The sequence below is a fragment of the Streptomyces sp. NPDC051582 genome, from assembly GCF_040681715.1.
Lineage (GTDB): Bacteria > Actinomycetota > Actinomycetes > Streptomycetales > Streptomycetaceae > Streptomyces.
On record NZ_JBFAZJ010000006.1, the window covers coordinates 231,436 to 257,702 of the forward strand.

The 26,267-nt window shown below is 72.3% G+C and carries 28 protein-coding genes and 2 pseudogenes; 12 read left to right on the forward strand and 18 right to left on the reverse strand.

The window, feature by feature from the left end; genetic code table 11:
- Positions 1 to 4 precede the first annotated feature (4 nt).
- The 4 genes from AB0M92_RS11360 to AB0M92_RS11375 all read right to left on the reverse strand — a co-directional run bounded on the left by AB0M92_RS11360 (position 5) and on the right by AB0M92_RS11375 (position 2,974).
- A complete protein-coding gene (locus AB0M92_RS11360; RefSeq protein WP_366101865.1) occupies positions 5 to 349 on the reverse strand; it encodes a hypothetical protein in 345 nt (114 codons plus the stop codon).
- Between the two features lie 63 nt (positions 350 to 412).
- Positions 413 to 1,816, reverse strand: coding sequence for an amidohydrolase family protein (locus AB0M92_RS11365; protein WP_366101866.1), 1,404 nt, complete (start codon positions 1,814 to 1,816; stop codon positions 413 to 415).
- 169 nt (positions 1,817 to 1,985) lie between these two features.
- The gene (locus AB0M92_RS11370) at positions 1,986 to 2,804 is read right to left on the reverse strand and encodes a helix-turn-helix transcriptional regulator (RefSeq protein WP_366101867.1); all 819 of its coding nucleotides are present in this window, start codon (positions 2,802 to 2,804) and stop codon (positions 1,986 to 1,988) included.
- Between the two features lie 47 nt (positions 2,805 to 2,851).
- Positions 2,852 to 2,974 (reverse strand): hypothetical protein, encoded by a 123-nt coding sequence (locus AB0M92_RS11375; RefSeq protein ID WP_366101868.1) that lies wholly within the window; start codon positions 2,972 to 2,974, stop codon positions 2,852 to 2,854.
- A 177-nt stretch (positions 2,975 to 3,151) separates the two neighbouring features.
- Here AB0M92_RS11375 and AB0M92_RS11380 point away from each other — a divergent pair, with 177 nt between their 5' ends.
- Positions 3,152 to 4,090, forward strand: a complete 939-nt coding sequence (locus tag AB0M92_RS11380; protein ID WP_366101869.1) for a GDSL-type esterase/lipase family protein — start codon at positions 3,152 to 3,154, stop codon at positions 4,088 to 4,090.
- Between the two features lie 67 nt (positions 4,091 to 4,157).
- On the forward strand, positions 4,158 to 5,339 hold the full coding sequence (locus tag AB0M92_RS11385; RefSeq protein ID WP_366101870.1) for an MAB_1171c family putative transporter: 1,182 nt from the start codon (positions 4,158 to 4,160) through the stop codon (positions 5,337 to 5,339).
- Positions 5,340 to 5,345: 6 nt separating this feature from the next.
- Here the strand turns inward: AB0M92_RS11385 and AB0M92_RS11390 are convergent.
- Positions 5,346 to 6,206, reverse strand: a pseudogene (locus tag AB0M92_RS11390) (winged helix DNA-binding domain-containing protein).
- Positions 6,207 to 6,235: 29 nt separating this feature from the next.
- Here AB0M92_RS11390 and AB0M92_RS11395 point away from each other — a divergent pair.
- Positions 6,236 to 6,838 (forward strand): annotated as a pseudogene (locus tag AB0M92_RS11395) (WYL domain-containing protein); the annotation flags it as partial.
- On the opposite strand, the gene AB0M92_RS11400 reads toward AB0M92_RS11395, so the two are convergent.
- Positions 6,772 to 7,248, reverse strand: a complete 477-nt coding sequence (locus AB0M92_RS11400) for a Fur family transcriptional regulator (RefSeq protein WP_366101871.1) — start codon at positions 7,246 to 7,248, stop codon at positions 6,772 to 6,774. The pseudogene AB0M92_RS11395 and the gene AB0M92_RS11400 overlap by 67 nt on opposite strands.
- A gap of 215 nt (positions 7,249 to 7,463) precedes the next feature.
- Here AB0M92_RS11400 and katG point away from each other — a divergent pair, with 215 nt between their 5' ends.
- Entirely contained in the window at positions 7,464 to 9,695 is a 2,232-nt protein-coding gene (gene katG, locus AB0M92_RS11405) for a catalase/peroxidase HPI (RefSeq protein ID WP_366101872.1), read from the forward strand.
- Positions 9,696 to 9,786: 91 nt separating this feature from the next.
- Here katG and AB0M92_RS11410 read toward each other — a convergent pair whose 3' ends face one another.
- A complete protein-coding gene (locus AB0M92_RS11410) occupies positions 9,787 to 10,251 on the reverse strand; it encodes a DUF6194 family protein (RefSeq protein WP_366101873.1) in 465 nt (154 codons plus the stop codon).
- Positions 10,252 to 10,349: 98 nt separating this feature from the next.
- On the opposite strand from AB0M92_RS11410, the gene AB0M92_RS11415 reads away from it, so the two are divergent.
- Positions 10,350 to 11,048, forward strand: coding sequence for a MerR family transcriptional regulator (locus AB0M92_RS11415; protein WP_366101874.1), 699 nt, complete (start codon positions 10,350 to 10,352; stop codon positions 11,046 to 11,048).
- Between the two features lie 263 nt (positions 11,049 to 11,311).
- Complete coding sequence (locus AB0M92_RS11420; protein ID WP_366101875.1) at positions 11,312 to 12,958, forward strand: hypothetical protein; 1,647 nt, start codon at positions 11,312 to 11,314, stop codon at positions 12,956 to 12,958.
- A 129-nt stretch (positions 12,959 to 13,087) separates the two neighbouring features.
- Here the strand turns inward: AB0M92_RS11420 and AB0M92_RS11425 are convergent, their stop codons facing one another.
- Positions 13,088 to 14,377: an Nramp family divalent metal transporter gene (locus tag AB0M92_RS11425; protein ID WP_366101876.1), complete on the reverse strand. Its 1,290-nt coding sequence runs from the start codon at positions 14,375 to 14,377 to the stop codon at positions 13,088 to 13,090.
- Between the two features lie 136 nt (positions 14,378 to 14,513).
- On the opposite strand from AB0M92_RS11425, the gene AB0M92_RS11430 reads away from it, so the two are divergent.
- Together AB0M92_RS11430 and AB0M92_RS11435 are read left to right on the forward strand one after the other, a co-directional pair.
- The gene (locus tag AB0M92_RS11430; protein WP_366101877.1) at positions 14,514 to 16,028 is read left to right on the forward strand and encodes an APC family permease; all 1,515 of its coding nucleotides are present in this window, start codon (positions 14,514 to 14,516) and stop codon (positions 16,026 to 16,028) included.
- 37 nt (positions 16,029 to 16,065) lie between these two features.
- Positions 16,066 to 16,494: a universal stress protein gene (locus AB0M92_RS11435; RefSeq protein ID WP_366101878.1), complete on the forward strand. Its 429-nt coding sequence runs from the start codon at positions 16,066 to 16,068 to the stop codon at positions 16,492 to 16,494.
- 51 nt (positions 16,495 to 16,545) lie between these two features.
- On the opposite strand, the gene AB0M92_RS11440 is transcribed toward AB0M92_RS11435, so the two are convergent.
- From AB0M92_RS11440 to AB0M92_RS11465, 6 genes are all read right to left on the reverse strand, one after another.
- Complete coding sequence (locus tag AB0M92_RS11440) at positions 16,546 to 17,022, reverse strand: SRPBCC family protein (protein WP_366101879.1); 477 nt, start codon at positions 17,020 to 17,022, stop codon at positions 16,546 to 16,548.
- 93 nt (positions 17,023 to 17,115) lie between these two features.
- Complete coding sequence (locus AB0M92_RS11445; RefSeq protein ID WP_366101880.1) at positions 17,116 to 17,409, reverse strand: YciI family protein; 294 nt, start codon at positions 17,407 to 17,409, stop codon at positions 17,116 to 17,118.
- Between the two features lie 147 nt (positions 17,410 to 17,556).
- Entirely contained in the window at positions 17,557 to 17,823 is a 267-nt protein-coding gene (locus AB0M92_RS11450; RefSeq protein ID WP_366101882.1) for a PqqD family protein, read from the reverse strand.
- A gap of 150 nt (positions 17,824 to 17,973) precedes the next feature.
- Positions 17,974 to 18,354 (reverse strand): VOC family protein, encoded by a 381-nt coding sequence (locus AB0M92_RS11455; protein WP_366101883.1) that lies wholly within the window; start codon positions 18,352 to 18,354, stop codon positions 17,974 to 17,976.
- 86 nt (positions 18,355 to 18,440) lie between these two features.
- Positions 18,441 to 19,286: a hypothetical protein gene (locus tag AB0M92_RS11460; RefSeq protein WP_366101884.1), complete on the reverse strand. Its 846-nt coding sequence runs from the start codon at positions 19,284 to 19,286 to the stop codon at positions 18,441 to 18,443.
- Between the two features lie 83 nt (positions 19,287 to 19,369).
- Positions 19,370 to 19,846 (reverse strand): Rieske (2Fe-2S) protein, encoded by a 477-nt coding sequence (locus AB0M92_RS11465; RefSeq protein WP_366101885.1) that lies wholly within the window; start codon positions 19,844 to 19,846, stop codon positions 19,370 to 19,372.
- Between the two features lie 150 nt (positions 19,847 to 19,996).
- Here AB0M92_RS11465 and AB0M92_RS11470 point away from each other — a divergent pair, with 150 nt between their 5' ends.
- Positions 19,997 to 20,536, forward strand: coding sequence for a DoxX family protein (locus AB0M92_RS11470; RefSeq protein ID WP_366101886.1), 540 nt, complete (start codon positions 19,997 to 19,999; stop codon positions 20,534 to 20,536).
- Positions 20,537 to 20,543: 7 nt separating this feature from the next.
- Here the strand turns inward: AB0M92_RS11470 and AB0M92_RS11475 are convergent, their stop codons facing one another.
- From AB0M92_RS11475 to AB0M92_RS11490, 4 genes are all read right to left on the reverse strand, one after another.
- Positions 20,544 to 21,083, reverse strand: coding sequence for a hypothetical protein (locus tag AB0M92_RS11475; RefSeq protein ID WP_366101887.1), 540 nt, complete (start codon positions 21,081 to 21,083; stop codon positions 20,544 to 20,546).
- 51 nt (positions 21,084 to 21,134) lie between these two features.
- A complete protein-coding gene (locus tag AB0M92_RS11480) occupies positions 21,135 to 21,401 on the reverse strand; it encodes a hypothetical protein (RefSeq protein WP_366101888.1) in 267 nt (88 codons plus the stop codon).
- A 114-nt stretch (positions 21,402 to 21,515) separates the two neighbouring features.
- Complete coding sequence (locus tag AB0M92_RS11485) at positions 21,516 to 22,559, reverse strand: glycosyl hydrolase family 18 protein (protein WP_366101889.1); 1,044 nt, start codon at positions 22,557 to 22,559, stop codon at positions 21,516 to 21,518.
- A 136-nt stretch (positions 22,560 to 22,695) separates the two neighbouring features.
- A complete protein-coding gene (locus tag AB0M92_RS11490) occupies positions 22,696 to 23,259 on the reverse strand; it encodes a DM13 domain-containing protein (RefSeq protein WP_366101929.1) in 564 nt (187 codons plus the stop codon).
- A gap of 270 nt (positions 23,260 to 23,529) precedes the next feature.
- Between AB0M92_RS11490 and AB0M92_RS11495 the strand changes: the two genes are divergently transcribed.
- From AB0M92_RS11495 to AB0M92_RS11505, 3 genes are read left to right on the forward strand one after another with little or no spacing between them, the layout of a single operon-like run.
- On the forward strand, positions 23,530 to 24,324 hold the full coding sequence (locus AB0M92_RS11495; RefSeq protein ID WP_366101890.1) for a CPBP family intramembrane glutamic endopeptidase: 795 nt from the start codon (positions 23,530 to 23,532) through the stop codon (positions 24,322 to 24,324).
- Positions 24,321 to 25,595, forward strand: a complete 1,275-nt coding sequence (locus AB0M92_RS11500; protein WP_366101891.1) for a sensor domain-containing protein — start codon at positions 24,321 to 24,323, stop codon at positions 25,593 to 25,595. Before AB0M92_RS11495 ends, AB0M92_RS11500 begins: the two co-directional genes overlap by 4 nt.
- On the forward strand, positions 25,559 to 26,203 hold the full coding sequence (locus AB0M92_RS11505) for a response regulator transcription factor (RefSeq protein WP_366101892.1): 645 nt from the start codon (positions 25,559 to 25,561) through the stop codon (positions 26,201 to 26,203). The genes AB0M92_RS11500 and AB0M92_RS11505 overlap by 37 nt, the downstream gene beginning before the upstream one ends.
- The last annotated feature ends 64 nt before the right edge of the window (positions 26,204 to 26,267 follow it).

The window sequence follows — 26,267 nt, forward strand, 5'->3', positions numbered from 1 at the left end:
GGAGCTATCTCCCGTCGCCGCCCGGCTCCACGTCGACCTCTGGGGGTTCGCCCCGTTCCACGGAGCGGCGGTTCTCGCGCCACGCGCGGACCCCGCTCTTCACCTGATCGAACACCTCGTCGAACAATCTGGGGGCGGCCGCTCCGATCAGCACCAGCACGATGTCCGTGCCGGCCCCCATCGGGCTGCCGGGCCCGTCCGCCGCCCCCGCTCGTTCCTGGATCTCCAGCCTGCCGCTGATGCGGAGCGCTTCGAGCTTCTGCTCCCGTTCGAGCCACGCCTTCAGCGCCCCGATGTCGTTCTCGCTCGCACCCTGCGTGAGGCGCACGCGGATCGCGGTATTCGCCATAGCCTCCCCCTCAGCCACAACTCGACATGATGGCACGTGGGTTGGGTCGAGGGCAGTCGTTGGTCACGAACGGGGCCCCAGGTGCGGGGCGTTCAGTACGTGATCGCGCGAGGCTCGCACCTCGCGACGCAGCGCCGGCAGGTCGACGTCGAGGACCTGCCCGTTCCACTTCCGGGGTTCGCCGTTGATCAGGACGGCGCTGATGTTGCGCGCGTCGGCTCCCAGGACGACGGTGCCGATCGGGTCGTTCAGCGGCATGTTGTTGAGGTCCTCGGCCTGGATGACGAGCAGGTCGGCCTTCTTGCCCGCGGTGAGTGATCCGGTCACGCCGGCGAGTCCGTTGGTACGGGCGCCCTGGAGGGTGGCGAAGTCGAGGACGTCGTGCGTGGTGATCCGGGAGGGCTGCCGGTCGGTGCCGTACGCGGCGTTGACCGCGCGCATCCGCTGGATGGCGTGGAGGGTCCGCATCTGTGTGAACATGTCGCCGGCCAGAGCGACTTCCACGTCGATGCTGAGGCCCGGGCGGATGCCGACGGCGAGCGCCTCGTCGACGGCGGGGATCGCGGTCTCCAGACCGATCTGGGCGTCGGACGTGGGAGCGAGGGCCACGGTGGCGCCGGTCTCCGCCATGGCCTTCCAGGCCTCGGGGGTCAGTCCGGTGGCGTGGATGAGAGTGACCTCGGGACCGAGGATCGCGTCCTCGGCCCAGCGCAGGACCGCCTCGGAGGAGGCGGTGCCGAACACCGCGTCGACGCTGACGCCGATGCCCAGGTCCCGCGCGGTGCGGGCGAGTCGGGGGCCGTACGCGAGAGCGGGGCCCGCGATCTCGTCGGTGGCCAGGGTGGCCAGGCGCAGGGTCAGGAGCTGGTCGTCGCTGCTGAAGTAGGTGTCCTTGAGGCGGGTCAGATCGCCCGGCCACTGCCGGTCCCACGCGCCGAAGTGCGGGCCCATGGAGGCGTGTACGCCGCGGATCCCGGTGTCGAGGAGGGCCCGGATCGCGGCGTCGGAGTGCTCGCGGGTGCGGGAGTTGTGGGAGAAGTCGAGCATCGTGGTGATGCCGCTGTCGATCGCGGTGAGGGCGGCCAGCCGGGTGCCGACGTACATGTCCTCGGGCCGGTAGACGGTGGCGTGGCCGGCCAGCGTGGACATGACGTAGCCGCCCAGGTCGTCGACGTCCGGCATGATCCGGCGCAGCTGGGCCTGCCAGGCGTGCCGGTGGGTGTCGACGAAGCCGGGGGTGATGATCGTGCCGTCGGCGTCGATGACGACGGCGTCGTCCGCGTGGAGGTGGCGGGCGACGGCGATGATCGTGTCGCCCTCGACGAGGAGATCACCGCGGTCGATGACGCCGAGGCCGGGATCCATGGTGACGATGGTCGCGCCGGTGAACAGGATGCGCCGCCGGTCGGCGGGCAGGCTCCGGATCCGGGCGAGGAGGGCGTCGCTGCTGGTGTCGTGGACGGTCATGGGAGGTCTTCTTTCCGTACGCCGCAGCGGCGGTGGTCGCTGCTGCCGAGCCACCAGCCTCCTCGCGGTGCGGAAACGGAACCAGGCCGCCGTCATCCCCGGTGCCCCGCACCCACCCTCGGTCCGCGCACCGCACCCACCCGCCGTCCGCGGAATTTGGCAACGGGCCTCAGGCTCGGGAACCGAGCCGGGCCAGGGCAGCCGCCGTGGCACTGCCCGGCTCGGCCTGGTAGACGACCAGCTGCTGGTGCGGGGCGTCGTTCACGGTGAAGGCCGAGAACTGGATCTCCAGGGGGCCGGCCTCGGGGTGTGCGAACACCTTGGCCTGCCGGGTCTTGCCCTTCACCTCGTGGCGGGACCACAGTTCGGCGAATTCCGGGCTCTTCGCGCGGAGCGTGTCGACGACCTCGTTGATCCGCGGGCCATCGGGATCGAGTCCGTAGGCGGCGCGGATCTCGGACACGCAGGAATGCGCGGCCCGCGCCCAGTCCTGGTGGAAGTCGCGGCCGGCCGGGTCGAGGAAGACCATGCGGGCCAGGTTGTCGAAGCTCCGGAATCCGCTGTGCAGGGCGGCGGCGAGGGCGTTGTGCGCCAGGACGTCCAGGGCCGGCCCCAGGACGAAGGCGGGGGTGTCGGGCCAGCTGTCGAGGAGCCGCCGCAGCTGGGGGCTGACCCGGTCCTGGCCGGCGGAGGGCGCGCCGGGGCGCGGGTGGGGCGCCCGGGGCAGGCGGCGCAGGTGCTCGTGCGTCTCCTCGTCGAGCCGCAGCGCGGCGGCGAGCGCGTCGATGACCTGCGGCGACGGGCTGGTCTCCCGGCCTTGTTCCAGGCGCATGTAGTAGTCGGAGCTCACGCCCGCGAGCAGGGCGACTTCCTCCCGGCGCAACCCCGGCACCCGCCGCCTGCCGTACGCGGGCAGCCCTGCTTCACACGGCTTGAGCCCCTCGCGCCGCGCCCTCAGAAACTCTCCCAGCGGAGTCCTGTCACTCATCCCCCCAACGTAGTGGAGCCGGGCGACGACCGGACACGGGCCCGCCCTCAGCCGGCCCGCGACGGCGCGGGCGCCGCGTCCGTGGCCGTCTGGCTGCGGGCCATCGAGATGGCGAAGTGGTCGAAGTCCTGGCGCATTTCCCGCGCGTACTGCCGGAAGACAGCCGTCATCGCCCGCCCACCGGTAGCGAGTTGGCCCGATCACAGTGGTGGAGACCGGGCGGACGGGGCGAGTTCCGCGCATTCCCACGTGCGGCCACCAAGGAGCCGGGGGCTGTTTTCGGTCGTCTGGAGTCGGCCGTTAGGGTGAGTTGACCAGTCATTTCAAGAAAGGCCACCCGGCTCCCAGTGTCCGAATCACGCCCTCACACCCTGTTCTCCTTCGGCACGCTGAGGGACGAGCGGGTCCAGACCGCTCTCTTCGGCCGGGCCGTACCCATGTCCCCGGCGTCCCTGGCCGGCCACACCACCAGGTCGCTCCCGATCACCGACCCCGCCGTGATCGCCGCCAGCGGTCTCGACGTGCACCTGATCCTGGAGCGCGAACGGGGCTCGTCGGTCGAGGGCGCCGTCCTGCACCTCACCGACCGGGACCTGGCCGCCGCGGACGCGTACGAGGTCGACGACTACGCCCGCCGGCGGGTGGTCCTCACCTCCGGGGCGAGCGCCTGGGCCTACCTGGACGCGGACCCGCTGCGCTCGGCCCAGCGGATCGTCGTCGTGGGCGACAGCATCGCCTACGGGCGCTGCGACCCGCGGGGAGGGTGGACGAGCCGGCTGGCGGCCGCCCACATCGCGGGGAACGAGACTGCCCACCGCGTCTTCAACCTGGCCGTACCGGGCAGTTTCCTCTCCGACGTCAGCCGGCAGACGCCCGCACTGCTGGGTCCGCGCCTGCCCGACACCCTGCTCGTCGCCGCGGGCCTCAACGACTGCGCCGTACGGCTCGCTTCCCCGCACGCGCGCCACGACGGTCCGGCGCACGTCGCGGAGCACCTCGGCTCGCTCGCCGCCACTGCCCTGAGCCACAACGCGCGGCTCGTCGTCGTGGGACCGGCGTGGATCGACGAGACGCGCACCGGCGACTACGAGGGCCTGTGCTTCACCGAGGCGCGCGTACGGGCGCTGCGCGCGTCCGTGCGGGCCTGGTGCGAAGAGCACCACGTCGACTTCCTCGACCTGTGGGAGCCGCTGCGCGGCAGGCCCGAACTGCTCCTCGACGGTGTCCATCCCACCGCCGAAGGGCATGAGGCGCTGTACCGGCACCTCAGCGCCTCCGGCTGCTGAGCCGCCCGGCCATGCACGAGAACCACCGGCACCGACAAGACCACCGGCACCAACAGCAGGGCACGGCGTGAACGACTCGAACGGACTGGGCTTCTACCTGCCCGGAGCCCTGCTGCTGCTGGCGGCATGCCTCAAACTCCCCGCCCTCTGGCGCAACCCCCGCGACGAACTCCTGCGGTCCGTCCTGGCCCTGCTCGTCCTGGCCACCGCGGTGTTCGCCGCCACGGCGATCCCCACCCTCGTCGCGGTCAACAGGTACACGGGCGTCCCGAACGCCGCCGCGCCGCTCGTGTTCTCGCTGATCACGGCCTTCTCGGGGGCCAACATCGTGCTCATCTTCCGCTGGAGCAGCGGCCCGCAGGACGCGGAGCGCACCCGCCGCTGGTCCCGGCTGTGCCACATCGTCACCCTCGCGGTGATCGTGGCCGTCAACGTGCTCTTCGCACTCGGCGAGGCTCCCGTCGAGCGCCTGCGCGATCTCGACACGTACTACGCGTGCACGCCGTACATCCGGGAGATGATCCTCCTCTACCTCGCGGCGCACACCACGGCGGCGGTCACCATGACGCTCCTGTGCCGGCGCTGGGCCCGCGAGGTCCACGGCGCGCTGCGCGCCGGGCTGGGGCTGATCGCCTTCGGGTACGTGCTGAACCTCCTCTACGACATCGCGAAGTTCAGCGCGATCGGGGCCCGCTGGGCGGGCGGCGACTGGGACGTCCTCAGCATGGAGGTCGCGCCTGCCCTGGCCTCCGTGTCCGCGCTGCTGGTGGCGACCGGGTTCGTCCTGCCGCTCGTCTCCCAGCACGTCACGAGCCGGTGGGGCATGTGGCGCCGGTACGCCCAGCTCCGCCCGTTGTCCCGGGAGCTGCGCGGGGCGACGCGGCACAGCATCGCCCTGGGCGGCGGGCCCTGGACTCCCATCGAGATCCGGTTGACGCAGCGCGAGTCGGACATCCACGACGGCATCCTCACGGTCAGCCCGTACCTGCGCTCCGGCGTACGGGAGAGGGCGCTGCGGGAGGAGCTGGAGGCGGGCCGTCCGGCCGACGAGGCCGCGGCCGTGGCCGACGCCGTCGCGCTGGCCACGGCCATCGTCCTCTGGGGCCGGGCGCGCGACACGCCGGGGAGTCTCGGTCCGGAGGCTGCGAGCCCCGTGCTGACCTCACCGAACAGCCCGTCGGGCCTGGTCCGGATGTCGCGGGCGCTGGCCAAGTCGCCCACCGTCCGTTCCTTCCGCCAGACCGTCTGACGGACGTCAGGTCCGGGTGATCCGCACGCGGCCGCCCTCGTCGCCGCAGAGGAACGACGCCAGCCGGCTCCCCTCTTCGGCGACGGCGGTGCGGTCCGCGGCCGAGAGGCCGCGCAGCGGGGTGACCGTCACGGTGGCGCCCTCGACGTTCCAGGTCGCGGCGACCCGGCCGTCGACCAGGGCGACGCGCTCACCGGCCACCGACAGCCCGCGGTGGGCGTCGTCGATGATCCGGCTGCGGTCGTCGTAGCCGAGGATCGCGTTGTCGAACGCGGGCAGGAACCGCACGGGGGCGGGTGTGCCGGAGTCGGGGCGCGGCGCGTCGGGGAGGTCCAGCAGCTCCCGGCCCCGCTCGTCGCGGAACGACACCAACTCCTCGCGCACGGCGGCCACCGCGGCCGGCAGTCCGGCCAGGCCGCACCAGGCGCGCAGGTCCGCCGAGGCGGCGGGGCCGAACGCGGCCAGGTAGCGCCGTACGAGTGCCTGGCCCACGGGGTCGGAGCCGTCCGGGGAGGGCGGGTCGATCTCGCGGCCCAGCCAGGAGGAGAGCAGGACGTTGCGCACGCCGGCCTTCGTCCGCCAGAGTCCGCGCGGCGGCGCCTGCACGACCGGGACGAGTGCGGCGATCAGCATCTCCCCCAGTGCTCGCGGCCCTGGTGCCGGCCAGCGCCGGGCCAGTGCGCGGGCGAGCTCGGTCATCGAGCGGGGTTCGTCGTCGGCCATGACGGCCCGACCTGCTGCGGCGAGCTCGTCGAGGTCCACTCCGTCGAGCTCGCGCCGCTAGACGACCGGCAGGTCGGCGCGATCGAGCAGCAGCTGCCGGGCGAGCGTGGCACGGCCCAGCGCCCGGGCGTCGAGAACCGTCATCGGCGTTCCTTCTCATCGTTCGGCAGGTTACGGTGCGCCGCGACGAGGACCGCCTGCGCGAGCTCGGCTACCCCATCGTGGCCGCGAAGGGGCCCGACGGGGGGTTCACGGCGGTCGAGCGGCCCGCCGTCCGGCCCGAGCCGCCGGTCGACGGCAAGGTGCTCATGGCGGTCAGCGCCGCCGTCCGCGCGCGCGAAGTGCTGCGCTTCGACTACGCCCCCGCGCCGCGGGCCGCGGCTGCGCAGGGCGCGCCGGCCGCCGGAACCGGTCCGCGCCGGGTGCCGGGGGGCGAGGTGGCCGCCTTCGTGAGCCGCAGGTTCCAGGGCTACGACGAATCCGGCGGCCGCCCCTGCCGTGGCGAGGTCATCCTCGACCTGCCGGCGTCCACGGTGTCCCCGTACACCCACGACGGGATGGTCGAGGAACTCGGCCCGGACCGCTGCCGGCTCGTCCTCGGCTCCTGGTCGTGGACCGGCCTGGCCTCGGCCATCGGACGGTTCGACGCGGACAACGAGGTCGTCGGGCCGCCCGAGCTCAAGGAGGCCTTCGCGCACCTGGCCCGCCGCTACACCGGCGCCGCGGGACCACTCCGCTCGGCCGCGGCCGCGCCGGCCGCCCCGCCGGCGTCCTGAGCGGCGCAGGACGGGCACAGGCCGCGGTAGGTGACCTCGACCTTCGACACCGTGAAGCCGAACCGTTCCTCTGCCGCCAGCCCCGTCATCAGGTCGCCCGCCGGGTGCACGTCGCGGATGGTGCCGCAGCGGGAGCACACCAGGTGGTGGTGCGGGTGGCGGGCGTTGGGGTCGTAGCGCTTGGCGCGTCCGTCCGTCGACAGCTCGACGACCTCACCGAGCGTGACCAACTCCCCCAGGGCGTTGTAGACGGTGGCCCGGGAGATCTCCGGCAGCCGCTCCACCGCGCGGGCGTGCACCTCGTCGGCCGTCAGGTGCACGTGCTCCCCGTCGAGCACCTCCGCGACGACGCGCCGCTGGGAGGTCAGACGCCAGCCGCGCTCCCGCAGTCGCCCCAGCAGGTCACTCATATCGGTTCACCCCATCAGGTCAGGCGGGATACCCGGCTTTCAGGAAAGTGTCCGGATCCCTATCGGATATGCAACTGGTGCTCTTCTTGACTTGGAATGCGTCCATCGTAGGATCGGTTCGGTCGGCAGCCAACCCTCACCGCAGCCACGCCCGCACAACGCTTCCACCGCCCCTTTCCTTAGCAGCGTGATCCGCCCGGTTTGGAAGGATTCCCATGTCTGAGAACCATGATGCAATCGTCGTAGACGCGAAGACGGAGCCCGGCGGCGGTTGCCCCGTCGCGCACGACCGCGCCGCGCACCCGACCCAGGGCGGCGGCAACCGCCAGTGGTGGCCCGAGCGGCTCAACGTCAAGATCCTCGCGAAGAACCCGGCCGTGGCCAACCCCATGGGCGAGGAGTTCGACTACGCCGAGGCGTTCGAGACCCTCGACCTCCCCGCGGTGAAACGTGACATAGCCGAGGTGCTCACGACCTCGCAGGACTGGTGGCCGGCCGACTTCGGCCACTACGGCCCGTTCATGATCCGCATGGCCTGGCACAGCGCCGGCACGTACCGCATCAGCGACGGCCGCGGCGGCGCCGGGGCCGGACAGCAGCGCTTCGCCCCCCTCAACAGCTGGCCGGACAACGGGAACCTGGACAAGGCCCGCCGGCTGCTGTGGCCGGTCAAGAAGAAGTACGGCCGGAGCATCTCGTGGGCCGACCTCATGATCCTCACCGGCAACGTCGCCCTGGAGTCGATGGGCTTCGAGACGTTCGGGTTCGCCGGCGGCCGTGCGGACGTGTGGGAGCCCGACGAGGACGTGTACTGGGGTCCCGAGACCACCTGGCTCGGCGACGAGCGCTACACCGGCGACCGGGAGCTGGAGAACCCGCTCGGCGCGGTCCAGATGGGCCTCATCTACGTCAACCCCGAGGGCCCGAACGGCAACCCCGACCCGCTCGCCGCGGCCCGCGACATCCGTGAAACGTTCCGCCGGATGGCGATGAACGACGAGGAGACCGTCGCCCTGATCGCCGGCGGCCACACGTTCGGCAAGACCCACGGCGCGGGCCCGGCGGACAGCGTCGGCGCCGACCCCGAGGCCGCCCCGCTGGAATCGCAGGGTCTCGGCTGGAGCAACAGCTTCGGCACCGGCAAGGGCGCCGACGCGATCACCAGCGGCCTCGAAGGCATCTGGACCGACACTCCGACCGCCTGGGACAACAGCTTCTTCCGGATCCTCTTCGGTTACGAGTGGGAGCTGTTCAAGAGCCCCGCCGGCGCGCACCAGTGGCGGCCGAAGGAGGGCGCCGGAGCGGGCACCGTCCCCGACGCCCACGACGCGTCGAAGACCCACGCGCCGACGATGCTGACGACCGACCTCTCGCTGCGCGTGGACCCGGCCTACGAGCAGATCTCGCGGCGCTTCCTGGAGAACCCCGCCGAGTTCGCGGACGCCTTCGCCCGCGCATGGTTCAAGCTGACCCACCGCGACATGGGCCCGATCGTGCGCTACCTCGGCCCGGAGGTCCCGTCCGAGACGCTGCTGTGGCAGGACCCGCTCCCCGCCGTGACGCACGCGCTCGTCGACGCCGACGACGTCGCCGCGCTGAAGGGCCGGATCCTCGCCTCGGACCTGTCGGTGTCCGAGCTCGTCTCCGTCGCGTGGGCCTCCGCCTCCTCCTTCCGCGGCAGCGACAAGCGCGGCGGCGCCAACGGCGCGCGCATCCGCCTCCAGCCGCAGGCCGGCTGGGAGGTCAACAACCCCGACCAGCTGGCGACGGTGCTGCGCACCCTGGAAGGCATCCGGGAGTCCTTCAACGCGGCGCAGAGCGGCGGCAAGCAGATCTCCATCGCCGACCTGATCGTCCTCGCCGGCGGCGCGGCCGTCGAACAGGGTGCCAAGAACGCCGGCTTCGACGTCGAGGTCCCCTTCACCCCGGGCCGCACGGACGCGACGCAGGAGCAGACGGACGTGGAGTCGTTCGCCGCGCTGGAGCCGGTCGCGGACGGCTTCCGCAACTACCTCGGCAAGGGCAACCGGCTGCCGGCCGAGTACCTGCTGCTCGACCGGGCGAACCTGCTGACGCTGAGCGCCCCCGAGATGACGGTCCTCGTCGGCGGGCTCCGCGTCCTGGGCGCGAACCACCAGCAGTCCTCGTACGGCGTGTTCACCGCGACCCCCGAGTCGCTGACGAACGACTTCTTCGCCAACCTGCTCGACCTGGGTACGACGTGGAAGGCCACGTCCGAGGACGCGAACACCTTCGAGGGCCGCGACGCCGGCACGGGCGAGGTGAAGTGGACCGGGACCCGGGCCGACCTCGTCTTCGGGTCGAACTCCGAGCTGCGTGCGCTGGCTGAGGTCTACGCCAGCGACGACGCGAAGGAGAAGTTCGTGAAGGACTTCGTCGCCGCGTGGGGCAAGGTCATGGACCTGGACCGGTTCGACCTCGTCTGACCGTTCCGACTCCGACGTCCGGGTCGGTCCGCAGCCGTCCCGTCGGCTGACCGGACCGGCCCGGACGTCTTCGGCACGGGTAGCGGGGCGGCTACCGGCCCCGGCGCCGCTCGTGGCGCGCACGCGCCAGGCGGTGGGCGTGGCGCAGCAGCGCGCGCAGGGCCTCGTCCGTCCGCCGGCCCGGATTCACCACGGCGAGCCAGCCGGCGGAGGCGTAGACGGGATGGGCCATGACGGCGTCGGCGGCGCCGGGATCCCCGTCGCCCGCCGGATCCTGCGGTGCACGGCCCGTCCAGCGGACGAACTCCTCCCTCCCGGCAGCAACGTTGACGCGGAACGCGTCCGGCCGGTCGAGCCGCGAGGACACCTCGCCCGGATAGTCCTTGGTCACGATGGTCGCGAAGGGCTGGGCGGCGCTCGGGACCGTGCCGTCCGGCGCGTGGTGGAAGAACGTGTCCCCCCAGCTGATCTCGGGCGATCCGTCGCCGGGTCCCGGCCTGAGGGTCAGGACGCCGTCCAGGCCGCCCACGAAGTCGATGATGCCGTCGATGGTCATGTCCGCAAGCGTTCCATTGAAGTCCTTGTGGAGACTTGAGACCCCGAGACACCGGAGAGGGAAGGGAGCGGCGGGTGCCAACCCTCAAATCGCCGCCGATGCGCACGGCAGACGTCGCACGGCAGGCCGGGTACTCGGTGCAGCAGGTCCGCAACCTCGAACGCGACGGCGTGCTGCCGCCGGCGGCGCGCACGGCCTCGGGCTACCGGGTCTACGGAGAGGTCCACCTGAACTCGGCGCTGGCCTACCGGGCCCTCGCGGCCGGTACGGGTCCGGTGGAGGCCAAGGAGGTCGTCCGCGCCGCGCACGAGAGCCCCGCCCTGCTGCTCGCCCGGCTCGACGCGGTGCACGCCCGGCTCGACCGGGAGCGTACGGAGCTGGCGCTCGCCCGGGAGGCGGCCGCGGCGATCTCGGCCGAGCCGATCGCGCAGGTGCGCCCGGCGGACGCCATGGGCGTCTGCGAGCTGGCCGCGGCCCTCGGCGTCCGCGCCTCGACCCTGCGGCACTGGGACGCGGAGGGGCTCGTGGTGCCCGACCGGCGGGACGGCCGCGGCACCCGGCGCTACTCACCGGCCCAGGTCCGCGATGCCCGGATCGTCCACCAGCTGCGCGGCGCGGGGTACCGGATCGAGCCACTGCGCGCTCTGATGCCCGAGCTGCGCGCCGGGCACCGGTGGGACACCCTCGAAGCGGCGCTGGCGGCCCGGGAGGCGGGCATCGCGGCGCGCTCCCGGGCCCTGCTGGAAGCCTCGGCGGCCCTCCTGCCCCTCCTCGGCCGTTCTGAAGCCGACGGCTGAGTACGCGCACGGGGTGACGCCCGGTGAGCGTGGCGCGGGCCACGCCGCCTTCAGCGTTATCTCCTTGATTTTCCGGGTGATCGCGGCGAGCATCTCAACGCGCTCTTCCGGCAGCGGGCGGCGGGTGGCGACCCACGGGGGCACCCCGCTCAATCGACGCCCTGCGGCTGTGTACTCTGAGCACTCTTTCGAACCTGTTCAAGCGTTTACCGACAATGGGGGGGCCGGTGCGCAATCGCCGACTCGTAATGTCCGCTGCCGTCGTGGCAGCCAGTGTGGGTCTCATACCGGGGGTCGCCCACGCAGGTCCGGCGACGCCGGGCGCCACGGGCCCGCACGGCGTGTCCGCACCCGACGTGGACCTGAACAAGGTCGCGGCGTCGAACTTCGCCACCGTCAAGAGCCCTGCCGAGCGCACGGTCCACACCTCGCCCGCCGCCAAGGGCAACGGCACGGCCGGCGCCGCCCCGCAGTCCGAGAGCGGCGCCGCCGCGGAGCCGACGGTCTCCCTGACGGCCAAGGGCACCAGCGCCCGCGGCATCAGCCTGGACCTCGGCGTCATGAGCGACGCGGGCACGGCGCTCTCGGTCAACGTCGCCTGGGGCGACGGCACCAGCGTCACCTACGGTGCCAACGGGCCGACCGACTCGACCGAGACGCACTCCTACGCGGAGATCGGCTCGTACACCATCACGGTCACCCTCTCCGACGGCACGGGCGTGCGGGGCACGAACGTGCTGGCCGTCGCGACGCCGGGTTCCGACTTCACCCCGTACGCGCCCACCCGCCTCCTGGACACCCGTGACGGCACGGGCACGACCAAGGGCAAGGTCGCCCCGTACGCCACCTCCCGGGTCAAGATCTCCGGCAACGGCTCGATCCCGGCCGGCGTCACGGCCGTGGTCCTCAACGTCACCGCCACCAACACCACCAGCGGCGGCCACGTCACGGTCTACCCCGAGGGCAGCGAGCGTCCGACCACGTCGAACGTCAACTTCTCGGCCGGCCAGACCGTCCCGAACCTGGTGATCGTCCCGGTCAACAAGAACGGCTACGTCGACCTGTACAACGGCGGCTGGGAGCCGGTCGACCTCATCGCCGACGTCACCGGCTACTTCACCCGCACCTCCTCCAGCGGCTACACCTCGCTGAACCCCTCGCGCTTCCTGGACACCCGCGAGGGCCTCGGCGGCCCCCGGGGTCAGGTCGCCGGCCAGGGCACCATCGGCGTCAAGATGGCCGGCACCGGCGGCATCCCGTACGGCGCCACGGCCGTCGCGCTGAACGTGACCGTCACCAACCCGCGCGAGGACGGCCACCTGACCGTCTACCCGAGCGGCGGGGCGGCCCCGGCCACGTCCAACCTGAACTTCCGCGGTGGCCAGACCGTCGCCAACTCGGTCATCGTGCCGGTCGGCGCCGACGGCTCGATCAAGATCCGCAACGGTGCCTGGAAGGGCGCCGACGTCATCGTCGACGTGGTGGGCTACTACAGCGCGGACAGCCAGGGCGCCTACCTGCCGTTCCTGCCGGAGCGGCTGCTCGACACCCGCGACCCGGCGGACTGGCCGTACGGCCAGCTGGAGGGCCAGGGCTACATCTACATGCCGCTGTCCAGCTCGCGCCCCCAGAACACGGCGTACGTGCTGAACACGACGGTCACCAACACGCGCGGCGACGGATACCTCACGGTGTCCCCGGACCCGAACTCGCTGAACGCCTACGACAACGACTGGGCGATCTGGCCGACCCCGCCCAACTCCTCCAACCTGAACTGGAAGCGGGGCGAGACCGTCCCGAACCTGGTCCAGGCGGGCATGGGCAACAACGGCATCGTCGACTTCTGGAACCGCGGCTGGGACAACATCGACCTGGTCGTCGACATCTTCGGCGTCTACCAGACGAACTGACGCACCGGCGGTCATGAACCGGCGTCTGCCCCGGGAAAGCCCCTCTCCAAGGGTGCCTTCCCGGGGCAGACGCGTGCGTGCCCGCCCCACCGGCGGGCCGGGCCGCACCCGTGAGGACTCGGGCACGGCTCACCAGGGCAGCTCCCGTACCTGCTGTGCGCACAGCACCACGAACAGCAGGCCCGCGGCCGCCAGCATGACGTTGCTGAGCGTCCCGTTGCGCCAGTCGGCCGGTGTGCGGGCGCTGTTGAGCAGCCACAGCAAGGTCAGGGCCAGGAACGGCATGAAGAACGCGCCGATGACGCCGTACACGATGACGAGCCCGAACGGCTGGTCGAGGAAGAGGAGGCTGATGGGCGGGAAGGTGAGCCAGAGCAGGTAGGCGCGGAAGGGCAGGGACTTCTCCCGGGGCGTGCCGGCCGGGGTCAGGGAGGGGCGGTACTTCGTCACGAAGTCGGCGAACATCAGGCTCACGCCGTGCCACACGCCGATCAGGGAGGTGAAGGAGGTGGCGAAGAACCCGATGAGGAAGAGCTTGGCGGTCACGGTTCCGTAGCGGTCCGCCAGGACGTCGGTGAGGTCGAGCAGCCCGCGGTCGCCCTTGGCGATCGCCACTCCAAAGGAGTGCAGGAGCTCCGCCCCGACGAAGAGCATGGCCACGACGAAGACGCCGGTGGTGACGTACGCGACCCGGTTGTCGAGGCGCATGACCTTCATCCAGCCCGCGTTCGTCCACCCCTTGGCGTTCACCCAGTAGCCGTACGCGGCGAGGGTGATGGTGCCGCCGACGCCACCGATGAGGCCCAGCGTGTAGATCAGCGAACCGTCCGGGAGGACGGGCACGAGGCCGGCCAGGGCCTCGCCGAGGTGCGGCGTGACGCGGATCGCGAGGTACACGGTGACGAGGAACATGACTGCGACCAGGACGGTCATGACCTTCTCGAAGACGGCGTAGCGGTTGAACCAGACGAAGACCAGGCCCACCAGGCCGCACAGCACGGCCCAGGCCTTGAGGTCCATCGTGTCGGGGAAGAGGGCGGCGAGCGGGAGGGCGCTGGAGGACATCGCGGCGGCGCCGTAGACGAACCCCCAGACGATGACGTACCCGGCGAAGTAGACCGTGGTCCAGGCTCCGAGGCTGCGCCAGCCGTCGAAGAGCGTGCGTCCGGTGGCGAGGTGCCAGCGGCCGGCCGCCTCCGCGAGGGAGATCTTGACCAGGCAGCCGATCACCGCCGCCCACAAAAGGGTGTAGCCGAACGTGCCGCCCGCGATGAGCGTCGCCACGAGGTCCCCGGCGCCCACGCCGGTAGCGGCGACGACGATGCCCGGGCCGATGTGGCGCCAGCTCGCCCTGCCCGGGGAGTCGTTCCCGCTCCCGCTCCCGCTCTCATCCGTGCCGCTCCGGAGCGTGTCCGCCATGCGTCTGCCGCCTTCCGTCCTGGTGCCCCGGTCACCCAAGCGACTCGGTGTCGGACGCGCAAGAGGCCCTTCCCGGCCGGGCCCCGGACAGACCACGCGCCTCGCGCGCCGCCGTCCGGTGCCCGACGATGCGTACATGGCCCAGGACAGTGCCGACGGCGCAGCGGGTGCGCAGATGCCGGACGCGGAGCTGAAACACAACGCGATCGGGTTCCTCGACGCGCTCGTGATCGGCCTGAACTCCACCTCGCCCGCCTATTCGCTGGCCGCCGCCATCGGGCCGATCGTGGCGCTGGCCGGGATCTACGCTCCCGGCGTGATGCTGGCGTCGTTCGTCCCGATGCTGCTGATCGCCGCCGCCTTCTACTACCTCAACAAGGTCGACCAGGACTGCGGGACGACGTTCTCGTGGGTGACGCGGGCCATGGGCCCGTGGGCCGGCTGGCTCGGCGGCTGGGCGATCACGATGACCGGCGTCCTGGTCATCGGCTCGCTGGCCGACGTCGCCGTGAACTTCGGCCTGCTCGCCGTGGGCCTCGACGACTGGGCCAGCCACACGGTGATCCGGCAGACGCTCACCGTCGTGGTGATCCTCGCGATGACCGCCATCTGCGTCATCGGCACCGAGCTGTCGGCCCACATCCAAGACGTCCTCATCCTCGCCCAGGTCGTCTTCCTGCTGCTCTTCGCGGTGGTCGCGATCTACCGCGTCTACGCCGGCACCAGCACCCTCGACTCCGTCGAACCGTCCCTCACCTGGCTCAACCCCTTCGGAGCCGGCGGCAACGCCCTCACCGCAGGCCTGCTGCTCGGCGTGTTCATCTACTGGGGATGGGAGTCCGCCGTGAACCTCACGGAGGAGATGAAGGACTCCGCGACCGCGCCCGGCAAGGCCGGCATCTGGTCGACGGTGGTGCTGCTGGTGACGTACCTGGCCGTCGGATTCGCCGTCGTCGCGTACGCCGGTACCGAGTTCCTCGCCGCGCACGCGGACGACGAGGAGGCCGTCTTCGCCGTCCTCGCGCACGAGGTGATGGGGGGCTGGGACTGGATGGTGCTCCTCGCCGTCAGCACGTCCGCCCTCGCATCGACGCAGACCACGATCATCCCGGCCTCCCGTACCGCCCTGTCCATGGCCCGCCGGCACGCGCTGCCGCATTCCTTCGCGCACATCCAGCCGCGGTTCCTGACCCCCGACGTCAGTACGTGGTGGGTCGCCGGCATCGCCATCGCCTGGTACCTCGTCGTCAACCAGATCAGCGAGAACGCGCTCCTGGACTCGGTGACCGCGCTCTCCCTGCTCATCTCCTTCTACTACGCGCTGACGGGTGTGGCCTGCGCCGTGTACTACCGCCGCCACCTGCTGGAGAACCTGCACAACTTCCTGCTCATCGGCGTCGGGCCGCTGATCGGGGCGGGGCTCCTCGGCTGGCTGCTGGTGGAGTCGATCGGCGACATGTCGAATCCGGAGAACTCCTACAGCGGGGTCTCCTGGTTCGGGCTCGGGCCGCCGCTGGTGATCGGAATCGGGATCGCCGTGGCCGGCGTGCTGATCATGTGCTTCTGGCGGGTACGGGACGGCAGGTTCTGGCGGGAGCGGCGCAGTGTGGTGGACCCGGCGCTCGTCCACGGCGGGAAGACCGCCCCCTAGCCGCCGTTCGGTACGGATTCACCCGGAGGAGTGCCTGATGTCCGTGGTCCTGGGGTACGACGAGTCGCCCGGCGCGGAGCGAGCCCTGCACGTGGCTCTTGAGGTCGCCGCCGCGTTCGGCGAGCCGCTCGTCCTCGTCTACGGCGCCGCCGCGCCCGGCGCCGCCGGCGAGGAGTACCGGGCCCACCGGGAAGCCGTCCGCCAGGCGGGTCGCAGCGCATTGGCCCGGGCCGTCGAGGCCGCCGACGAGGCCGGTGTCCCGTCGACGGTAGAGGTGGTGGACGAGAAACCGGCCCAGGCCCTGCTCGATGCCGCGGAGCGCCACCACGCGCGGGTCATCATCGTCGGCAGCTGGGGCGACAGCCCCATCCGCGGCGCCCTGCTGGGCTCGACCCCGCACAAGCTGCTGCACCTTTCGCCGGTGCCGGTGCTGTGCGTACCGACGGCGGGCGACACCGGACCGTAGCGGCGCGGATCGGCCGGCGCGGATCGGCCGGTTGGGATCAGGCGGTGGGGATCAGGCGGTCGGCAGGGGCTCGCCGGTCTCCAGCAGGGTCTTGAGGCTGGAGAGGATCGGCGGCCAGCCCTGGCTGCACATGCCGTGCAAGATGCCGTCGGCGTCGAACTCGTGGGTGACGGTCAGCTTCACGAGCTCGCCCTCCGGCTCGGCGTCGAAGGTGACCGTGGAGCGGCGTTCGGCCGCGATCCGGGTACGGACCTCCTCGCTGATGCCGACGGCCCGGGCCCACTCCTCGGTGAACGTGTGCCAGGTGTACGACAGCCGCCGGAAGGGTTCGCAGACGAGCACGACCTGTTCGGCGTCGGCCATGGTGGCTCCGCCCTGCTTCCAGACGAGGCCTGAGCCCTTCGCCCAGTCGCTCTCGAAGGAGACGCCCCAGTAGCGGTCGGTGAAGGCCGGCTCGGTCAGGGCCCGCCAGAGCCGTTCGGGGGTCGTACGGATGTAGGTCGTGTAGAGGAACGTCGTGCTGTCCATGTGCGGTCGCTCCAGAGCTCTCTTGAGGTCCGCGAGCGCGTCCACGCGGCCGCGGTGGAACCGTGCGCGGCGCCGGCGGCCGGACGCCTCGGCTCACTCGTACGCCGTGAGGGCTTCCAGGCCGGGTACGACGAGGTGCGGGGTGAAGTCGATCACGGTGTGGTCGGCGACGCCGTTGACGACGTACGGATCCGTGGCGAGGAGGCGGCCGAGGTCCTCCACGGGCATCTGCGGGGCGAGGTACACACCACCGGCCAGCGATTTCTGCCGCCCCGCCACCAGGAGCGTCCGCCGTGAGATCTGCTGTTTCAGCCAGTCGCCGTGGGCCGGCCGCCAGGGTTCCACGTCTTCGAGGGGTGCCGTGTAGGCAACGGTGACGATGAACATGCCCCGGACCGTACTGGATGATCAAGGACCGCTGCGAGCCCCCTCACCCGGTCGGGTGGAGCGCGGCCCGCTCCGGCAGACGTACGCCCCCGGCACCACGCCGACCCGCCGACCGTCTACGGCCGGACCCTGTCGGCCGGCCCGGGCTCACGCCGCGGCCTTGAGCAGGCCCGCGTCCATCAGGCGCTCGGCCCAGGCGCTCATCGCCGTACGCACCTTGACCTCGTCGGTCTGCCAGGCGTCGGCGAGGGAGGACGCGGCCAGATCCAGGAACCCGTCGTTGACCCGCAGGGCCACCCACATCGCCGAGCCGACGGGGCTGCAGCGGAACTCGCCGCGCTCTGCCGTCCGTACCTTCATCCGACCGTCCGCCAGGGCCGTTCCGGTCACGCCGTCCGCTGCCACGATCCGCATGTCGTCTCCTCGTTCGAGTCCGCCTCAAGTGCTTCAAGCATCGCGGCGCGACGAGGACTCGACCATGGGGCTAGCCACCCCCTGCGGGCTGCTGCCACCCACCGTGGGATGGTCGGGCCGTCCGGCCCCGGTCCGGTCGGACGGCCCCGGCTACGTGCCGTTCGGCTGGAGGACGGAAATGACGTTCCCGGCCGGGTCCTTGAACCACGCGATCGCGGGACCCGGCGTCGCGCGGGCGATCCCCTTCGCGTCCTGGCCGAACGCCTCGTACCGCTCGAAGGCCACACCGCGGGCGGTCAGTTCGTCGACGGCCCGGTCGATGTCGTCCACCGGGAAGTTCAACACCGTGAAGGTGGCGGCCTCGTGGTTCTCCTTCGGGTACAGCATCACGTCGGTGCCCCCTGCCAGGTGCAGGGTCAACAGGCCGTTCTCCTCGGACACCCGCAGTCCGAGCGTCTCACCGTAGAAACCCCTGGCCCCCTCGATGTCGTCCACCGAGTAGCCGCTGAATCCCTTGCTGTCTCCCAGCATGGTGGCTGTCCTCCGTTCGCCGCAGCACATCCGGCATCGGCCCCTGGGTCCAGTGTCCCTCCGAACACCCCCGGTCGCCCGACGGCCTACTCCCGCGCCGCACGGGCGGCGTCGCGTGCGCGGTCCGTGGCCCCGGACAGCGCGCGCCGTGCCTCGGCCCGCCCGGTCCGGGCCTCGCGCAGCTGCCCCTCCAGGTCTGCGACACGCGCGTCGGCTTCGGCAACCAGCTGCTCGGCCGCGCGCAGCTCCGTCGCCCGTGCCGCGGCCTCGGCCCGCGCCCGTTCGGCCCGGGCACGGCGCTGCTCCGCCTCGCGGGACGGCTCCGGCTTCGGCTTGGCCTCCGGCTTCGGCTTCGGCCCCGTCGCCCGCTTCTGCTCCGGCTTCCGCTCCGGCTTCCGCTTCTGCTCTGCCGGACGGTCGGGCCGCGGCCGGAGGGGGGCCGTCTCGGGGAGACCCGTGAAACCGACCGGCGGGTCCAACCCGGTGGAAAGCCGTCCACCGGACCACTGCCCGGCGGCGTCGGCATCGGCCAGGGCCGCACGGAGGGTCTGTTCCACCTCGTGTGCGACGCTCTCGCCGACCGCCTGGCCCTCCTCCTCGGCCAGCTGCCGGGCGGTTCGGGCCAGTGCGGCGACCACGACGTGCCGCTGGTGGGACAGGGCATGGAGACTTCCACCGTCCAACGACCGCTGTGCCCGGCGCAGCGCTCGGCCCAGCTCAAGGAAGGCGGCGACCTCCTCCGGGCGCCGCCGCACCAGGAGGTTCGAGGCGTACGCCGCCCGCGTCGGGCGGCGCAGCGCGCCGATGGCCTTGGCCGCCCCGGCCTGCCCGGCCTTTCGCGCCCGCGCCGCCCGCTCGTTCCGGGCCTCGGTGAACCGCTCCGGAGCCAGCCCGTACAGCTCGGCGGCCACCGCATCCACATCAACGTCCACGCCATCCACCATGCCGCCCGGTCCCCCGCCGGGCGCGCTGACCCGGCGGCGGACCGAGCGGCCGGGGGCCGTGGGCCCCCCGCCTAGGCGAGGGTGATCTTGTCGCCCTCGACTGCGATCTTCGCCGCCGCCAGCGGGCGCGTCGCCGGTCCTCCGGCGACCGTGCCGTCCGAGATCTTGAACAGGCTCTGGTGGCACGGGCAGACGATGTTTCCGTCCTTCACCGTCGCCACCGAGCAGCCCTGGTGGGTGCAGGTCGCCGAGAAGGCCTTGAACTGCCCCGCCATCGGCTGGGTGACCACCACCTTCTGGTCCTTGAACACCTTCCCCCCGCCGACCGGGATGTCCGCCGTCTGCGCGAGCGCCTGGCCTCCCCCGGAGCCCCCGCCGGCCGCGGCGCCCGCCGAGGGTTCGCCCTGTGCGCTGCCGGGGGCGTTGCCGGGTGCGTCGTCGGCCGCCGCCCCGGTGCCGCCGTCATTGCCGCAGCCGCTCAGGACCGTGCCCGCCAGCGTGGCGGCGCCCGCCGCGAGAACCGTGCGCCGACGCGTGGTGTCACCCATGGCCGTATCTCCTTCTCGTACCGGAAACGGACCGGAGGATCCCTTGTCACCCCAGCCTCAGCAGGAACACGCGGGGATGCGGCCGGTGGTTCACCGCGTCCGCAACCGAATACGGCCGAACCGCGAGGCGGGTTCCCGCGTGTGCAGGATGTGACTACGACATCCTCCGACCTGCGCGCGCGAGCGGCCGAGTACGCACTCCTGCCGCTGCGCCTCTTCCTCGGCTTCACCTTCGTCTACGCCGGGCTGGACAAGCTGACGGACGCCGCGTTCCTGTCCGTCAGCGGTGACGGCTCGATCGGACAGCAAATGGAGGCCGTTCGCGACTCCGCCGCGCTCCCGGGTCTGGTCGAGCTCTCCTCCCAGAGCCCGGTGGCCTTCGGCATCGCCATGGCCCTCGGGGAACTGGCCGTCGGGCTGGGCGCCTTGGCCGGGCTGCTGACCCGGGTCGCCGCTCTCGGCGGCGCGCTGATCTCGCTGAGCCTGTGGCTGACCGTCAGCTGGCCGACCACCCCGTACTACTACGGCAACGACCTCGTGTACCTGGTGGCCTGGATCCCGCTGATCCTGGCGGGCGCGCCCGCCCTCTCCCTCGACGCGCTGCTGCACCGGCGCCTCGGGAGGCGCGCGTCCGGATCGAGGCGGGCGAGGTCCGGCCGCCCGAACCCGGCCACGGTGGCCTCGTCCTGAACCGCCCTCACACCCCCGCGTCGGCGTCGGTGCCCGCGGCAGGCCCGGACCGCCGCTCCCGCTGCGGGCGCGGCGCGGCGTCGAGCAGGGCCCACACCCTGCGCCCGTCGGGAGCGAGGTCGCTGCCGCAGCTCACCACGGTGCGCAGGGCGGCGAGTTCGGTGAGCACGTCGTCCCCGCCGGGGGCGGCGCCGGCGACGTGGCTGAGCGCGACGGCGAGGACGCGGTGGTCCTGGTCGGCGAGGTGGACGCTGATCCGCTTCCCGCCGTCGGCGACCGCCGCCCGCACCAGACTCCGTACGGCGGCGTCGAGATCCGGCTCGTCGAGGTGCGCGTACCCCCAGGCCCGGACCGTGGCCGTGGCCCGGGCACCGGCCTTCTTCGCCGCCCACGGGTCCGCGCGGAACGTCAGCCCCGCGGTCTGCCGGTTGCGGATCTCCATCCGCGGCCGGGCCCGGTCCATGGCCCGGCGACCGTCCACGGGCGGACGCGGCGGGGAGGACGGCGGCACCTTCGGCCCGCCCGCTTCAGCCGGTGTCGTAGTCATGCGACCACGCTACGCGCACGGACCGGCTCTCCGAAAGCCCGGCCCGGCCCGTCAGCCCAGCGCCACGGTGACGAGCGCCGCGGTGACGGTGATCGCCGCGCAGGTCACCAGTAACGGCCGTCCCGTCGTCAGGGCCCAGCCGATGCCGGCGCGGCAGGGGGCGTCCGCCGCCGTGCCCTCCCTTAAGGCCGGGGGCTCCCCGGCCGACGACTCGCGCAGGAGGGCGCACTGGGCGCACTCCTGCATGCCGTGCGGGGAGGAATCGGAGTCGATCCAGTACGCGCCGTTGAGCTCTGCGAAAGAAACGTCCGGGGACACGACTGGACGCGTAGAAGCTGCTTCCATGACCGCCAAACGCACCGTCGGCGGCGGAAGCAACGGTGATCACCGCATCCGAGACCGGATCGTCACTTCTGCGCCCCGGCCACGCGTTCACCGCCCGGCCAGCACGGGCCACACATCGGCGGCCTCGAAGCCCAGGGCCCACAGGCCCGGGGCGCGGATGCCGAACCGGGTGAGCACGGCCAGGTGGGCGGCCGTACCGCGGGCGTCCTGGTACCAGACCTCGTGCCGGTCGCCGTCGTCGTCCGTGTACGTGAAGTGCGGGGTGCCGGACGCGGTGTCGTACGTGTACGGCGCCCCCACAGCGCGGCGCAGGGCCTCGGCCTCCCGGGTGGTGACGTGCTTCGCGCGGGCGATGGAGCCCACCGCCCAGTTCCAGCCGTAGGCGGGCAGGGCCACCTCCAGCTTCTCGCGGGGAACGTGGGCGGTGGCGTGGGTGAGGAACTCCTCGTACCAGGCGAGGGAGGACAGCGGGCCCGGTGCCTGTAGGGCGTTGTGGAGGTTGTAGCCCATGATGCGCAGCCGGTCGGCGACCGATCCGAGGTGCGCGTAGTCGAAGGCAAGGCCCGTGTCGCGGGTGCGGGGCATGACCGTGATGACGCACTGTTTGGCCAAGGCGTGCAGGCGGGCGCAGAGTTCGGTGGTCAGCGCGTTGTAGCCGGTGCGGACCTGCTCGCGCAGCGTCGCGTCCTGCGTCTCGGTCATCCGCTCGTAGTCGAGGTCGAGCCCGTCGTAGGCGCGGCTCGTGGCGACGTCCATCAGGGCGTCGACGTGCGCGACACGGCGGGAGGGGTCGCCCAGCAGGGCCGCCATCGCGGCGGCGTCGAGGCTTTCGGTGACGGTCGGGACGACCTTGACGCCCTTGGCGCGGAGGCCGTCGATGATGCGGCGGTCGCCCGCCCCCGCCTCGTCGTCGACGGCGGTCGCGGAGGAGGTGGCGTACCAGAACGGGCTGACGGTGTGGAGCTGGTCGGCGTGGGCCCGGGCGTCCTGGTAGCCGGTCTCGATGTTCCACCAGGGCAGCCAGGCGGACACCGTACGGGCGGTGGGCGCGTACGATCCGGCGGGCGCGGGGGCGGCCCCCGTCAGGGTGAGCGTGGCGGCCGAGAGGAGGGCGGCGAGCGCGATCTTCATGCCCCGACCCTGACGCCCGCCGCTCGCGGGCCGGGTGACGGCACGTCGGGCAGACGAGTGGCGGCTCGGCGGACCCGGACGGGCAGGTGGCCGCCGGGGGTGGTTGCGCGGCCCGCCGCGACGTGCGTCGTGCGGATCAGGCCGCCCGGAGGGCCGCTGCGCCGAAGGACACGTTGAAGCGGTCGCACCAGATGGTGACGCTGGAGTAGTCCGCGAGGTTCACCTCGGCCGGGATCTCGTAATTCTGGTCGCCCTTGTTGCCCTTGAGCTTGCCCAGGCTCACGTGCTTGCCGTCGTCGAAGACGAACCATCCGTCCGCACCTTCCTTCACCGGCGCGTCGGTCAGCCATACGCGCAGGTCGGGACCGCTGCTGGTGTCGAGGTTCTCCAGGCGGAGCGTGCGCGAGCCGTCGGGCAGCCTGATGAGCTTCGCCGTGCCGGTGGTGCCGTGCTCGTGGCTGATCAGCGAACCCTGGGCGAGGGTCTGCGGTCCCGGTCCCGGCGCCGGGGCGGTCCGCGGACCCGGCGTTCCCGGGGCCGCGGAGGCGCTGGGCAGTGCCTCGTTGACGGTGGAGTCCTGCCAGAGCTTCCACGGCTCGGCCCAGTACAGTCCCAGGCCCAGCACCAGCGTCGCCGCGATCAGCACCCCGGTCAGCAGCCGGCGGCGCCTGCGCCTGCCCGAACCCGTGCCCGTACCCATGCCCGTGCCGGGCACCGCGTCCGTCGTCGTCCCCGCCATTGGCTGCCCCTCGTCGTCGTTCCGTACCCCTCCATTCAATGCGGGCGGGGGATCCGGGCGCCACGATCCCGGGATGACGAAACCCTTACGTCGAACGGCCACCGGCTCGGGGACCGGTGCGGGGTGTACGCAGGTACACCCCATCGGGCAGCTGCGTACAGCGGCACCGGCTCGCACGCACGGCATCGTCGACGGCGTACCCGTTACACCCCGACGACGGAGGCTCACGACATGGGGAACGCCTACGAGCAGGCGCCTGCGATACCGGAACCCGGGTTCGGCGCGAAGATCGCGGTGTTCCTCGTCGTCGCCTTCGTGGCGGCCGGCGCGCTGGGCGCCGCCCAGGCGGGGACCCCGATCCCGGCCGAGGTGCTCCAACTGACGCAGTTCGGACCGGCGCTCGCCGTCGCGGTGCTCGCGCTGCTGTGGCCTCGCGCGACCCGCGAGCTGCTGGCCGGCACCTTGAGCGCATCGGAACGGCCCCGCCACCGCGGCGTGTTGCTGCTGGTCACCGCGCCCCTGATCATCGCCCTCTGCGTGCCGGCGTACGCGGTCCTCACCGGGGACGTCCGGTTCACCGGCCCCGGCTCGCCGGGCCGCCCCTTCGCCGTGATCGTCGTGGCGCAGTTCGTCGGCGCCTGCGGCGAGGAGATCGGCTGGCGCTGTCTGCTCCGGCCCCTGCTCCGCACGCGGTGCGGCCCGCTCGCCTCGTCGTTCGCGGTGGGGCTGCTCTGGGGCGCCTGGCACGTCCCGGTGTTCGCTCAAGTGCCCGCATATGCGGCGGCGTTCCTGCTGGTGACGGTGTCCCTGTCGGTGGTGCTGGGGTCGGCCCTGGAGCGAATGGGCGGGGGGTCGCGGCTGCTGTTCGCAGGAGGATTTCATATGCTGATCAACCTGGGTCTGTTGCTGTTCATGGACGAGGAATCAGGAGCCGTACTCCCGATGGCGCTGTTCGCTCTGGCCTGCCTGGCGGCCGCCGCCACATGGGCCCTGGGGGCCGAACGTCCGACAGGTCCCGCGCGTTGACGGATCACGCCGCGAGGGCCCGCCCGTGGACCTCCCTCGTGCGGTGCCAGCTGCTCGGCCTGTACGCCTTCGCCGTGTCCGCCGTCGGCGGGCTCGTGGTCCTCGCCCTGCTGCTCCTGCCCGTCGGAGCCGGTCTCCCGCTGCTGCCGCCCGCCGCCGAGGCGCTGCGAGCGCTGTCCGACCGCGCCCGCCGGCGCGCCGCCGACCGCGACGGCCTCCCCGTCGGCCCGCTCGCGCCGCTGCCCCTGGACCGCGCCGGGAACCGCCGTGCGCGCGCTGCCGCGGTCCTCGGGAACGAGGGGTTCTGGCGTGACCTCGCCTGGGCCTGGCTGGAGCCGGCGATCGGCGGGCCGCTCGTCGCCGTACCCCTCGCGCTCGTCGGGTACGGGGCTTTCGGCGTGCTGGTGCAGCCGCTGGTGTGGCAGCGGTTGGGCGACGCCAACTGGTACGCGTTCGTCCCGGTGGAGAGCACGGCGACGATGCTCGCCGCGCTGGTGCCGGGGCTCGGGTTCATCGCCGCCGGCGTGTTCGGCGCGCCCGCCGTACTCCGGCTCCACGCGCGCTGGACCCGGCGCCTGCTGTCCGCTTCGGCCACCACCGAACTCAGGCGGCGCGTGGTGCGGTTGGCCGAGACCCGTACCGATGCGCTCGACATCCAGGCGGCGGAGCTGCGCCGCATCGAGCGGGACCTGCACGACGGGGCGCAGGCCCGGCTCGTCGCCCTGGGCATGACGCTGGACCGCGCCGCCCGGCTCGTCGACACCGATCCGGCCGCTGCCCGCGTCCTGTTGTCGGAGGGCCGGGAGACCTCCGCCAGGGCGCTGCGGGACCTGCGGGAGCTGGTCCGCGGCATCCACCCGCCGGTCCTGGCCGACCGCGGTCTGGGAGACGCCGTGCGCTCGCTGGCGCTCGACAGCTTCCTCGACGTCGAAGTCGAGGACCGGCTGGCGGGCCGGCTCCCGGCGCCACTGGAATCCGCCGCGTACTTCGCGGTCAACGAGCTGCTGGCCAACGCCGCGAAGCACTCCGGCGCCCGGGGCGTGAGCGTACTCATGGAGCACGTCGACGGCGCGTTGCTGCGGATCGCGGTCGCCGACGACGGCCGCGGCGGCGCGGACGAGTCCGCGGGCGGCACCGGACTGCGCGGGGTCCGGCGCCGGTTGAGTACCTTCGACGGCATCCTCGTCCTGCACAGCCCGCAGGGCGGCCCGACCACCGTGACGCTGGAGATCCCATGCGCGTTGTCCTCGCCGAAGACCTCTTCCTGCTGAGGGACGGCCTGGTCCGCACCCTCCAGGACCACGGCTGCGAGGTGGTCGCGGCGGTGGACAACGGACCCGCCCTCCTGCGGGCACTGCTGGACGAGGCGCCCGACGTCGCGGTGGTCGACGTACGGCTGCCGCCGACGTTCTCCGACGAGGGTCTGCAGGCGGCGCTGGAGGCTCGGCGCAGACGCCCGGGCCTGCCCGTCCTGGTGCTGTCCCAGTACGTCGAGCAGCTCTACGCCAACGAACTGCTGGCGGACGGCGCCGGCGCCATCGGCTATCTGCTCAAGGACCGGATCACCGACACCGGCCAGTTCGTCGACGCCGTACGCCGCGTGGCCGCCGGCGGTACGGTCATGGATCCACAGGTCATCGCGAGGCTGCTGGCCCGCGGTGACGCCCGGGGGCTGACGGACGGGCTGAGCCCGCGGGAGCACGACGTCCTCGAACTGATGGCCGAGGGCCGGTCGAACGCGGCGATAGCCGGCGGGCTGCACATCAGCGAGAGCGCGGTGGCCAAGCACACCGCGAGCATCTTCACCAAACTCCGCATCGGAGCGTCCCCGGACGGCAACCGCCGGGTCCTGGCCGTGCTCGCCTACCTGAAGCGCTGACGCGGTCGCCCTCCGTTCCGTGGTCATTAACCCTCCCCCATCCACTCCTTAAGGCGGCCTCAAG